The sequence below is a fragment of the Catellatospora sp. IY07-71 genome, assembly GCF_018326265.1.
In the GTDB taxonomy this organism is placed as follows: Bacteria; Actinomycetota; Actinomycetes; order Mycobacteriales; family Micromonosporaceae; genus Catellatospora.
On the sequence record NZ_AP023360.1, the window covers coordinates 5,384,730 to 5,396,393 of the forward strand.

Here is an 11,664-nt window from a genome sequence, read left to right on the forward strand (position 1 = left end):
GGCTGTCGGCAAGACGCTGCAGGCTGTCTGAGCCGGGGAATCGCGATAGCGTGGCGGCATGCACGGCGGGCGGATCGATTTCGGCGTTCTCGGCCCGATGACCGCCGAGGACCCGCAGCGTCGACCGGTCGCGCTGAAAGGTCCGATGCACCGTGCGGTGCTGGGTCGGCTCCTGGTGGCGCGTGGGCGGACCGTACCCGTGAATGATCTTGTTGATGATCTGTGGGTTGCCCCGCCTGAGGGCGCGGTGGCCGCGGTGCGGACGTTCGTGGCGGCGCTGCGCAAGGCCATCGAGCCGGACCGCCCACCGCGGGCACCCGCCACGCTGCTGGTGACCCAGGGCCTGGGGTACGCGTTGGCGTGCGCACCCGATCAAGTGGACGCCTGGCGGTTCGAGCAGGCCGTGACCGAGGCCGCCACGGCGGACCCGGCCACGGCGCTGGCCCGGCTGGACGAGGCGCTGTCCTGGTGGCGCGGTCCCGCGTACGCGGACTTCCCGGACGCCGCCTGGCCGCGCGCCGACCGGTCCCGCCTGACCGAGTTGCGCCTGCAAGCCGTCGAACAGCGTGCCCAAGCCCACCTCGACCTCGGGCAGGCCGGCCAGGCCGTCGCGGACCTGGACGGACACGTCACCGCACATCCATGGCGGGAGCAGGGGTGGGCGCTGCTGGCTCTGGCGCTGTACCGGTCGGGTCGCCAGGGTGATGCTCTCGCGATGCTGCGCCGGGCCCGTGAGCTGCTCGCCGGTCACCTCGGTCTGGAGCCCGGCCCGGCGTTGCGCACGCTGGAGATCGACATCCTGCGGCAGGAGCCGGGCCTGGAGGCCCCCGGCCGGCCGGATCCGGCCGCCGAGGTGTTGACCCGGGTCGCCTCCGCCTACGAACGGGTCGACGTCGGCGCCCGGATGCGGCTGGAGTCGGCGGTCGGCATGTTGCGCAACCTTGCGGTCACCGGCGCCGGCGGTCTTGAGGTGGCCCGTGAGCAGCGGGCCGCAGCGGTCGCGGCCGCCGAGCAGCTCGGCGATCCGGAGCTGACCGCGCGGGTGATCGGCGCCTACGACGTGCCGGCCATCTGGCCCCGTGCCGATGACGCGCAGCTGTCGGCCGGCATCGTGGCCGCTGCCGAACGGGCTCTCGCGCTCCTCCCGCCGGTCGGCCGGGACCCGGCCCGGGCCCGGCTGCTGGCCACCATCGCGATCGAGTCGCGGGGCACCCGTGATCCACGGCCGGCGGAGTGTGCCCGGCAGGCCGAGGCGATCGCCCGCGCCGGCAACGACCCGGCGCTGCTGGCGTTCGCGTTGAACGGCGTGTTCATGCAGAGCTTCGCGAGCACCGGCGGATCGGCGGACCGGGACCGGATCGGTGCCGAGCTGATCGACCTGGCGAACCGACACGACCTGGCGAGCGTGGAGGTGCTCGGTCACCTGATCAGGCTGCAGTCGAGTTGCGCGGTGGCCGCGTTCGACCGGGCCGAGCAGCACGCGCAGGCCGCCGACGACCTGGCCGCCCGGTATGAGCGGCCGCTGGTCGCCGTGTTCACCCAGTGGTATCGGGCGCTGCGGGCCGACCTGGCCGGCGACGACCAGGCCGAGATTCTCTACCGGCAGGCAGGTGCCCGGCTGGACGATGCCGCGATGCCGGGTATGCGCGACGGGCTGCTGCCGCTGGCGCTGCTCGGGATGCGGCTGCGCCGGGGACAGCCGCTGGAGGCCACCGATGACGACTGGGGGCCGTACGAGCCATGGGTACGTCCCCCAGCCCGGCTCGCCGACGTGCCGGATCCCCCTGCGGATCCGCTCGCGGAAGCGCTGTGGTGTCTGCTGGGCCGTGCCGCCATCGCCGCCGGCGATCCGGACACCATGAAGCGGGTCAGGCAGGCGCTGCTCCCGGCGGCGGCGGAGTGGGCCGGCGCGGCCAGTGGAGCCCTGACGATCGGCCGCGTCGCCGATCATCTGGCAGCGCTGGACGCCGCGATGCTCACAGCTCGCGCAGCACCTTGATGCCCGCCATGATCAGAATCCAGCCGGCCAGGCCTCTGGGTCAGTCCTCGCGCCGCGAGGGCGCAGACCCTGAACCGCTCGCCGGACCGGGTGCCCGAGGGCGCGTCTGCCGATCGCCACCGCGGCGGCGTCACCATGGCTAACCGCCGCCGCGGCGGCCTCTGCTCATCACTCCCGGACGATCACGAAACCTGACCCACGAGAACGGCAGTAGACCCGCTTTGTGGCCGTGCGTGTGAGGATCGTTGCCGGTGCTACACGGTCCGGATCTGTTGGGCGATGAACGCTGCGACGGCCTGGTTGACCGCGGCTGAGCGGATTGACTCGAACAGGTCGAAGTCGTGGTGTGCGCCGGGCAGCTCGGCGTACTGGACTGGAGCGCGCGACGCTGCTCGTGACCGTTCGGCAAACGCGCGCGCGTGCGACGCCGGTACCACGAGGTCGTTCTGGCCATGGATGATCAGCAGCGGCGGGCCGTCGCGTAGCGTGAGGTCGCCGTAGTATCCGTAGCGGCCGATGAGCCCCGCAATGGCGTCTGTGCTCTCACCGACCGCCCGTATCGCGAGGTATGCGCCGGCCGAGCTGCCCGCGATGAACAGGTCCTCCGGATTGCCGCCGTACTCGGCGGCGTGCAAACGTACCCAGGCGATTGCCGCGTGGGCGTCGGCCACCTGTTCGGCGAGGGTCGCCTGCGGCTGCAGCCGGTAGTTTGCGCTGACGCAGACGATGCCGCACGTTGCCGTGAGGTAGCGGATCAGCGGCCGCGCCTCGCGCCGTTTGTTTCCGGAGTGGAAGCCGCCACCGTGTAGGAGCAGCAGGACCGGCATGCCGGACGGCCGGTCGCGCCGGTGGTACACGTCCAGCGTACGGTGCGATCTGGCTGCCTGCGCCGTTGGAGACGAGCCGTCGCCGTAGGTGCGGTCGGGCACCCGGACCACGTTCCATGCGCCCCGGACGAAGGGTGCGGCCAGGATCCGTGCCCACGGCCGGTGCGGCCGCCCGTCCATGTGCAGCGCCGCGTGCGCGCGGGTCGCCCGGTCCACGATCACCCCCAGCCCGGCGAGCGCGAGCAGCGCGACACCGGCACCGACTGCCCCGGCCACCGAGCCCAGGTCACCTTCGCTGAGGGCAAGCACCGTCGAAGCGATCAGGACATACCCGAAGATGAAGGGCAACTCGTTGACGAGCAGGGCCGGTATCGCGCAAACCGAACCGGGTCGACGCCACCGGGTCAGCGCACACGTGACGCCCCACGACACGAGTGTCACCGTGAGCAGGTACCCGACCGGCATCAGGCACCCATCACCCGGCGCCACACTGCCACGTACGCGCGGAGGATCCACGGCACGATCAGCAGGAAGACAATGCCGGCGAGCGCGTGTACCGCCCAGGCGCCGGCGAGCGTCGGGCCGCCCCACGAGTCGCGGTACTCGCCGCTCATGCCGAACAATGGTCTTGTCGGGTACGCGAGGTTCACCACCACGCCGATCCAGCAGTACCCGGTCACGGCCAGCGCGACCACGTCGATCGGCACCGCGGCGAGCCCGTACAGCCTGGACCGCCGCGGCTCCCTGCGCAACAGGGCGGTCGCGACCAGGCGCTGCGCTTCGCCGCCGTCCACTACGGCCCACACGGCGAGAGGAACGGATAGCACGAGAAAGAGCGCGTACCGGTACGGCTCTGCCGACAGAGGCAATCTCCACCACGGCATGTTGCGCAGCTTAGCGACAGTCGGCAATAGACAGCTGTGCACCGGTAGACGACCTCCTCGACTCCGATGTGGCCATACCGGCGGTGCGCGCGAAGGCGTACATCCTCACGGGCGAGCCAGGACGTTATGTCGGCTCAATGAAGTTCGAGGGGGTCAGGGCATCGGACGAGAGCCGCCTGCCGGGTCGGGAGATGAGCCGACCGCTCGCACGGCTACCAGTTCGGCGCTGGTGTTCTGACAGATCGTCGAATGGACGTTGCACACCAAGTCCGCCCGTACCCCCAGCCCTATGTTCCTAGGATGCCTGGCGGTAGTGAGTCGAGTCTCTTGCGAACAGCTCGTTCTCCGTGGTCGTCGACACCGTGGAATCGTCCGGGCGGGACCAAAGCCTTGACCGCGAGCCGGCCTATCGCATGTCGACGACCCGCGAGATGCCTCGGCGCGGGGTGGAGCGCCCCGGTGGGGCCTGCCCGACCCGCAGCACCATCTGCGGCACGCCGTCGCGGCCGAACGCGTCGGCCAGCCGCTGCCGTTCGGTGTCGACCTCGATGGGCTGGGACAGCATCGAGGCGGCCAGGCCCGCCTCGGTGATCGTCAGCAGCACCCGCTGCAGCGCCAGGCCGGCCTGGATCTGCTCGGCGGCGGTGTCGCCGGCGGTGCCGAGCACGACGACGAACGGGTCCGGATCGAAGTCCATGCCGGGCACGGGTGGCCGGTCACCGAAGGCGCGTCGGGGTAGCAGGTCGCCGGGTTGCGGGCTCGGACCACCTGCCGCGGCGGGTACACCGTCGTCTGACCGGTCGTCGGGCCGGGTCCAGGCGCGCAGCTCCGCCCGGTAGTCCTCGTCGGCGGTGAGGGCGTCGTGGGCCGCCCGCACGATCTCGGAGATCACTTCGATGGATGCCGGTCCGGTGACGAGCTCCACCCACGCACCTTCGGCCTGGGCGGCGTGGACTATCTGCACCCGGGCTTGGACCGGTACGGGAGCAGGTCCGAACGGTTCCCGGACGCTGCGGCGCTCGGCGATGGCGGTGTACAGGGCCGTCTCGGTGTCAGTCGCCGGACGGGCGGCGTGCGGGCTGAGCCGTGCCATCAGCTCGGGGTCGGCGGGGTCGGGCAGCAGGTGGGTGTTCGCGGCCAGGCCGTTGACCGCCAGCGCCAGGCGGGCGTTGAACGCGGCGGCACCGCAGGCGATCCGCACGGCCCGGCCCGTCGGATCGGCCACCGGCAGCCGGCGGGCCGGATCGGCACAGACGTCTACCGATCCGCCGCGGATGCGAAAGCGCCAAGGTTGGCTGTTGTGCAGCGACGGGGCGCGTACCGCGGCCGCCACGACCTGCTGGAAGGTGGTAGGGGTCAGCATCACGGCAGCGGTCATCATGCTCTCCTGCGGCAGGCCGGGTGTCTGTCCCGATCATCCCCGGTCTCGGCGTGACTTGCGCCGATTACCGGGTTACCGGCGGTTCGGGGCTGCCGCGGTGGTGCCGCAGCCCGATACGGCACCGTGGGCGGGCCGCAGCTGTGCGGCCCGCCCACGGTGCCCGGTTCAGACCTGGAACACGATGCGGGCGGTGACCCGCCCGGCCAGGACGTCGTCGACGGCGTCGTTGATCTCGTCGAGGTCGCGGATCTCGTACTGGACCGTGGTGCGTCCGGCGGCGTGCAGGGCGAACACCTCGGCCAGGTCGGCGCGGGTGCCGACGATCGACCCGATGACGGTCAGGCCGCCGAGCACCGTCTCGAACACGGGCAGGCGCATGGTGTTGTCCTTGGGCAGCGACACCAGGACCAGCCGTCCGCCGCGGCGCAGGCTGGCGTGCGCCTGTTCGAGCACCTTCGGGTCGGCTGCCAGCACGACGGCGACGTCGGCGCCGCCGAGGTCCTGGATCGCGGCGACGGGGTCGGTCCGGGCGGCGTTGACCGTGTGCGCGGCGCCGAGCTTGAGCGCCAGCGCGAGCTTGTCCTCGGTGACGTCGACGGCGATGGCGTCGCCGCCGAAGATCTGCGCGTACTGCTGGGCCAGGTGGCCGAGCCCGCCGATGCCGAAGACGGCCACCCGTTCCGTAGGCCGCACCTGCGCGACCTTGATCGCCTTGTAGGTGGTGACTCCGGCGCAGGTCAGCGGAGCGGCGTCGAACGGGCTGACGCCGTCGGGGACCTTCACGACATGGCTGGCGTATGCGACGGCGTACTCGGCGTGGCCGCCGTCGATCGAGTAGCCGGTGTTGCGCTGCGACAGGCACAGCGTCTCCCGGCCGCTGACGCAGTACTCGCAGGTGCCGCAGGCGTAACCGAGCCACGGCATGGCGACCCGGTCACCTACCACGACGTCGGTGACGCCACGGCCGAGGCGCTCGACGATACCGACGCCCTCGTGGCCGGGGATGAACGGCAGCGCGGGCTTGACCGGCCAGTCGCCGCGGGCGGCGTGGATGTCGGTGTGGCACAGCCCGCTGGCCTCGACCCGGACCAGGATCTGGCCGTCGGCCGGCCGCGGGATCGGCACGTCGCCGACGGTCAGCGGGGCGTCGAAGCCGGTCACCACGCAGGCGCGCATGACGGCTCTCCTTTCCTTCGTGGTGTTGCCTTCACCTTCGAGCCTTCTCCGCACGGCCGTTGCAGTCATGAGGCGGACGTCCCCGCCGGCGGGACGTTGGTCCCGTCTCGCTCCGATGCGGCGGTGCCGGCCGCCGGGTAGGTGGCCGGCACCGGGCCGGGGCGTTCAGGCGGCCGGCTGCGGCACGGTGCCGACATGCAGCGCGGCGCCGGTGGCGGCGTCGAAGACGTAGGCCTGAGCCAGGTCCACGGCGAGAGTGACGGTCTGTCCCGCGCTGATAGCGGTGTCGGGGCCCAGGCGTGCGGTCCACATGGCGGTCATGTCGCTGTCGCCGCTGCCGCGGACCACGTCAGGCACGGTGAACGGAGGCAGGAACAGTACGTTGGTCTCATCGCCCAGCGACTCCACGGTGACGGCCGTGACCTCTATCCGGGGAAGGCCGGGCGCGGCCGAGCCCAGGGTGAGCGCACCGGGGCGCAGCCCGACGACCACGTCGTGGCCGGTGGCGTCCACGCCGTCCAGCCGGCCGGCGAGCGTCTCCGGTACGGGCCAGCACTGCTCGCCCAGGGCCAGCCGCAGGCCCGACAGGCCCAGCTCGCCGGACACGACCCGGCCGAGGGCGAGGTTCATGGCCGGGGAGCCGATGAACCCGGCGACGAAAACGTTGACCGGGTGGTGGTAGAGCTCATGCGGGGTGCCGACCTGCTGGATGCGGCCGTCGTGCAGCACCGCGATCCGGTCGCCCAGGGTCATGGCCTCGACCTGGTCGTGGGTGACGTAGAGGGTGGTGGTGGCGTCGCGCTGGTGCAGGCGCATCAGCTCGCCGCGCATCGCCACTCGCAGCTTGGCATCGAGGTTCGACAGCGGCTCGTCCATGAGCAGCACTTTCGGGTGGCGCACCATGGCCCGGCCCATGGCCACCCGCTGGCGCTGCCCGCCGGACAGCGCGGCGGGTTTGCGGTCGAGCAGCGTCTGCAGGGCCAGCACGTGGGCGACCTCGTCGACCTGCTCGCGGGCGAGGTCGTGGGGAGTGCGGGACATGCGCAGGCTGAAGCCGAGGTTCTCGGTGACGGTCATGTGCGGGTAGAGGGCGTAGTTCTGGAAGACCATGGCGATGTCGCGCAGTTTGGGCGGGATGTCGTTGACGACGGCGCCGTCGATGCTGATCGTGCCGTCGGTGGGGTCTTCGAGGCCGGCGATCAGCCGCAGCAGGGTGGATTTGCCGCAGCCGGACGGCCCGACGAGGACGAGGAACTCCCCGTCGGCGACCTCCAGGCTGACGTGGTCCAGGACGGGCCGGGTGGCGTGGGGGAAGGTCTTGGTCAGGTGGTCGATGGAGACGGTCGCCATGGTCGTCACCTCCGGGGATGAGGGGGTACATTGCCGGTCTGAGCACGCCTGCGGCGGGCCGGTGGCCGGCTGCTGTGCCCGTGGTCTTGGCTCCGGTTGTCGTGACCGCGGTACGCGCCGGGTGACGTGACGTCGCCGCGAGCGGATCGCAGGTCTGCCCGGGGCTTCGGGCCCGTGGTGGTGTCGGTTGCAGTGCGGTGCGGCGTTACCGGGTGCGGCCGCCGCGAGGGTCGGCGGCCGCACCCGGGCGGCGGGGGATGTCAGCGCAGGAAGGGCATCCGCCGCACGATCGCGGTCCGGGCCCAGGCCTTGCCGAGCCCGAAGGTGTCGCCGGCGTCGGTCAGCGCCAGGACGGCGAGCAGTCCGGCGTAGACGAGGTGGTCGTCGATGATCGGGTTGTTGGCCGGGGGCAGCACCGCGGTCCACATCAGCACCAGCAGCAGGCCTCCGGCGGTGGCGGCGGCGCGGAGGCCGATGCCGGCGATCAGCGCGACACCGATGCCGAGCAGGCCGGTCATGAACAGCCAGTCGGCCCAGGTGGCGCCTGCGATGGCCTGGTAGAGGCCGGCGAACGGGCCTTCGGTGCCGAACTTGAGGAAGCCCAGGGTCGGCTTGCCGCCGTTGATCCAGGCGGCTTCGGTCTTGGTCTCGTGGCCCAGGCCGAACAGCTTGTCGAGGAACGCCCACAGGAAGACCCAGCCGAGCGCGATGCGCAGGCCGGCCAGGACGAGCCGGGTGGCGCGGGCGCGGCCGGTCTCCGGCGGCGGGGTCGGGCGCGCGAAGGGCTGGTGGCCGTTGGGGGTGGTGCGGGGGGCGAGCAGGGCGGTCATCGCCGGATTCCTTTCTCTTCGGGGGTGGCGCCTTGAGCATCCCGCCGCCGGCCGTGGCGGGGCAGTGCCGCCGGTCCCGTCCGGAAAGGACCAAAGACTCCCGCAGCCGCCGGGCTGCGGGCCCCAGCGGACGCCGCGGCTGCCGGCTCGTCGTGGCGCCCGCCGGCTCGACCTGCCCGGCCAGGTACTGCTCACCGTCGCGGTGTGCACCGGCGTGGGCGTGCTCATCGAGGGACCGCACCTGGGGTGGACCTCACCGGTACTGCTGGCGGGTTGCCTGGTCGCTGGGCCTCACCCTGCTGTTGATTCGCCAAGACGCGGTGACGTCGGTGCTGCCGGATCGGCTGGCGTGTGATGTTCCGCAGGCACTGACCGCACCACGCCGGCGGCAAGCGATACCGGCCAACCGGTGCCGAGGCATCGGCGCTCGACCATTGTGGTATCAGGGGAGGCTGGTCAGTCGGCCGTCCTTGAGGTGCAGGGTCTGGTCGCACCGGGCGGCTATGTCGGTGTCGTGGGTCGCGACGACGATCGTGGTGTTCTGTTCGGTGCGCAGGCGCAGCAGCAGGTCCATGACGGCGCTGCCGTTGTGGCTGTCGAGGCTGCCGGTTGGCTCGTCGGCGAGCAGCAGCCTGGGCCGGTTGATCAGTGCGCCGGCGATGGCGACGCGCTGCTGCTGGCCACCGGACAGTCGCGAGGGCAGCGCGGTGGCCTTGTCGGCGAGCCCGACCAGGTCGAGCAGTTCCCGGGCGCGGGCGAGCTTGTCGAAGTCGGTGCGCAGCGGCATGACCGGCACGGCGATGTTGTCGAGCGCGGTGAGGGTCGGCAGCAGGTGGAAGCGCTGGAACACCAGGCCGATGCTGCGGCGGTAGGCCGCCGCAGCAGCTGAGGAAAGGCCGTTGACCGGCTGTCCGGCGACCTCCGTCACCGTAGCGGAGCCCGCGACCTCCGTAAAGGCATGACTACGGCGCTGCGCGCCTGGAACGCCAGGGGTTCGCCGATTGCCGGTTGCGATCGCGGTTCTTCCAGCCTCGAGACATGAGTGACCGGACCTCGACCTCGTGCACCGCACGGACATGGAGTTCGTTCTCCAGCTCGTGCAGGCGGGCGAGATCGCGGTCGTCGGAGTCGAGGACCTGGCCCGCCAGGCCGATCAGCGAGTCGTCCCGGTGCGGCGTGGACCATGCGAACAGCAGGTCGAGGAGCGCATCGCAGGTCTCGGCGGGATCAGGCGCGCTGCGCAGGCCGAGCCAGGGCCGGCTGGCCCAGTAGCCCAGCAGCGCGGTGAACGTGCTGAGGCAGTGCCGCTTGTCATCGACGTCGGCATCGGATTCCAGCCGGGCGACCAGGTCGGCGTACAGCTCTGCCATGCTCAGGCCCAGTGCGCGGGCTCCTGCGTAGGCCCAGTAGTCGGAGCCGGTGCCTGGACCGTGGGCCTCCCACCGCGGGTTCCACAGCAGCTGAGTGAACGCCGTGCGGGCACGGCCGCCGTGCAAGGCGATGCCGAGAATGAGACCACCGTTGCAGTCTGTCGAGGCCCCGCCTTCACCCCACGTGACGAGCTTGTCCAGCCAGGACGGGTCGCCTGTCTTCGTCGCCAGCACCGGCAGGAACTCCGGGAACAGATTCACGCCGAAGTGGCGTTCCAGCGCCTGGGCGATGTCGGTTCGCAGATCACGACACGGCAGGTGCAGCAGTCCCAGACACGCGTTCATCGCCTCGTCGTACGGGCCTTCGACGTGGTCCCACAGCATCCGCTCAGCGGGCTCGTAGCCCAGGTAGCCGACCGCGTGCAGCACCTCGGTCGGCACCCCCTCGCGCAGGCGTCCGGCGTCCACACATACCGCCACCAGGCGTTCGGCCGTCGGCAGATCTCCGTGCCGGGCGAATACCGGCACCAGGCGCCGGCGTGCGCGGGGATCGTCCAGGAACGCCGCGAGCAGCGCCCGCGCGTCGGATGAGGACCCGTGGCGGAGGATGACGTCGACGATCGCCGACTCCCATCGCCTCGTCGCGGCATGGGGCGCGGTGCGGTACCTGTCCAGCAGTTCCCGCGTAGCCAGTAACACCGCCGCACGCTCCTCGTCGACCGGCGTCAGGCTACTCTTCAGTTCATCGCGCTGCTCGAGTGGGCAAGTTGACGTCGGCTCCACCGTCGTACGGGTGGCAGAGCCAGCGTAGGTCCAGGGGCGCGCGCATGACATTGGCGAGTTCGCCATACGTGCCGGTGAGCGGGCGTCGGTGCGTCAGGGTTCGCTGGCCACGTCCGGACCGGCTCAGGCTGGTTCACCCGAAAAGATTGAGCAGTTTCGGGCCGGCCCTGCAAGGATGCCCGGCATGTCTAGTCGTGCGCTGAGCTTCGGAGCGATGGCGGAAGCATACGAACGGTTCCGGCCGGGGTATCCCGCGGAGCTGTTCGACATGGTGATGGCGTACGCAGGTGGGCCGGTTCAGGCCGCCCTTGAGATCGGCGCTGGGACCGGCAAAGCGACCCGCCTGTTCGCTGAAAGGGGGGTCAGCGTCACTGCGACCGATCCTGACGGGGACATGCTCGCCGAGCTTCGCAAGCACGTCCCGGCAAACGTCCAGACTGTGCAGGCTGCGTTCGAGGAACTGCGACCCGGCGTGAGGTACGGGCTGGTATATGCGGCAGCGGCACTGCATTGGACGAATCCGGAGGGTCGGTGGTCGCGCATGGCCGCGCTGCTGGAGCCGGGCGGCGTGTTCGCCTCGTTCGGTGGACCGATTCGTTTAGCCGAACCGGCGGTGGAGGAGGCTGTGCGCATGGCCAGAGCACCGTTCTTGGAGAGCGACGAGGTTCCGTCTCCCGACGGGACGCCTCCGGAACACGACATGCAGTGGCCCGGTACGGAACTCCGGCAGTCCGCGTGGTTCGCCGATGTTCAGCAGTCCGTGATCGAGCGGCGTTTGACGATGAGTGCTCGGGACTACGTCGGCCACCTCTCTACTGTGTCGGCGTACCTGGTACTGCCGATCTCCGAGCAGGAGCAGGTTTACAGACGGATCATGCAGGTCCTGCCTGAGGTGGTCGAGATCGGCGCCGACGTCATCGTCCATCTGGCGCGTCGGCGCTACGAGCCGTAGTACCTCGACAATCAAATGTCCGCCTTTGACTACGGGCAGCCGCAGCCGCCACAAGACGCCCGGGTCGCGCCGAGGGGACCAGGCGGGGACCACGTCGAGCGTCTCCGCCCGG

Annotated in this window: 10 protein-coding genes; 2 read left to right on the forward strand and 8 right to left on the reverse strand. The window is 71.0% G+C overall.

Translation table 11 applies throughout. The annotated features are described in order from the left end of the window. The first annotated feature begins 97 nt into the window (after positions 1-97). Positions 98-1,999 (forward strand): BTAD domain-containing putative transcriptional regulator, encoded by a 1,902-nt coding sequence (locus CS0771_RS23790; RefSeq protein ID WP_244871404.1) that lies wholly within the window; start codon positions 98-100, stop codon positions 1,997-1,999. Between the two features lie 254 nt (positions 2,000-2,253). Here the strand turns inward: CS0771_RS23790 and CS0771_RS23795 are convergent, their stop codons facing one another. The 8 genes from CS0771_RS23795 to CS0771_RS23830 form a co-directional block, all read right to left on the reverse strand. After that, positions 2,254-3,291 carry an alpha/beta hydrolase gene (locus CS0771_RS23795; RefSeq protein WP_212843065.1) on the reverse strand — a complete coding sequence of 346 codons (1,038 nt, stop codon included), beginning with the start codon at positions 3,289-3,291 and terminating at the stop codon, positions 2,254-2,256. Further along, positions 3,291-3,710, reverse strand: a complete 420-nt coding sequence (locus CS0771_RS23800) for a hypothetical protein (RefSeq protein ID WP_212843066.1) — start codon at positions 3,708-3,710, stop codon at positions 3,291-3,293. The genes CS0771_RS23795 and CS0771_RS23800 overlap by 1 nt, the downstream gene beginning before the upstream one ends. A gap of 406 nt (positions 3,711-4,116) precedes the next feature. Further along, complete coding sequence (locus CS0771_RS23805; protein WP_371821459.1) at positions 4,117-5,088, reverse strand: nitroreductase; 972 nt, start codon at positions 5,086-5,088, stop codon at positions 4,117-4,119. Between the two features lie 168 nt (positions 5,089-5,256). Continuing rightward, positions 5,257-6,267: a zinc-dependent alcohol dehydrogenase gene (locus CS0771_RS23810; protein WP_212843067.1), complete on the reverse strand. Its 1,011-nt coding sequence runs from the start codon at positions 6,265-6,267 to the stop codon at positions 5,257-5,259. Between the two features lie 165 nt (positions 6,268-6,432). Next, the gene (locus CS0771_RS23815) at positions 6,433-7,617 is read right to left on the reverse strand and encodes an ABC transporter ATP-binding protein (RefSeq protein ID WP_212843068.1); all 1,185 of its coding nucleotides are present in this window, start codon (positions 7,615-7,617) and stop codon (positions 6,433-6,435) included. A 260-nt stretch (positions 7,618-7,877) separates the two neighbouring features. Continuing rightward, on the reverse strand, positions 7,878-8,447 hold the full coding sequence (locus CS0771_RS23820; protein ID WP_244870988.1) for a hypothetical protein: 570 nt from the start codon (positions 8,445-8,447) through the stop codon (positions 7,878-7,880). Between the two features lie 442 nt (positions 8,448-8,889). Next, a complete protein-coding gene (locus CS0771_RS23825) occupies positions 8,890-9,375 on the reverse strand; it encodes an ABC transporter ATP-binding protein (RefSeq protein ID WP_244870989.1) in 486 nt (161 codons plus the stop codon). 34 nt (positions 9,376-9,409) lie between these two features. Next, positions 9,410-10,600 (reverse strand): hypothetical protein, encoded by a 1,191-nt coding sequence (locus CS0771_RS23830; RefSeq protein ID WP_212843070.1) that lies wholly within the window; start codon positions 10,598-10,600, stop codon positions 9,410-9,412. Between the two features lie 184 nt (positions 10,601-10,784). Between CS0771_RS23830 and CS0771_RS23835 the strand changes: the two genes are divergently transcribed. Next, positions 10,785-11,552, forward strand: a complete 768-nt coding sequence (locus tag CS0771_RS23835) for a trans-aconitate 2-methyltransferase (protein WP_212843071.1) — start codon at positions 10,785-10,787, stop codon at positions 11,550-11,552. Positions 11,553-11,664: the final 112 nt, after the last annotated feature.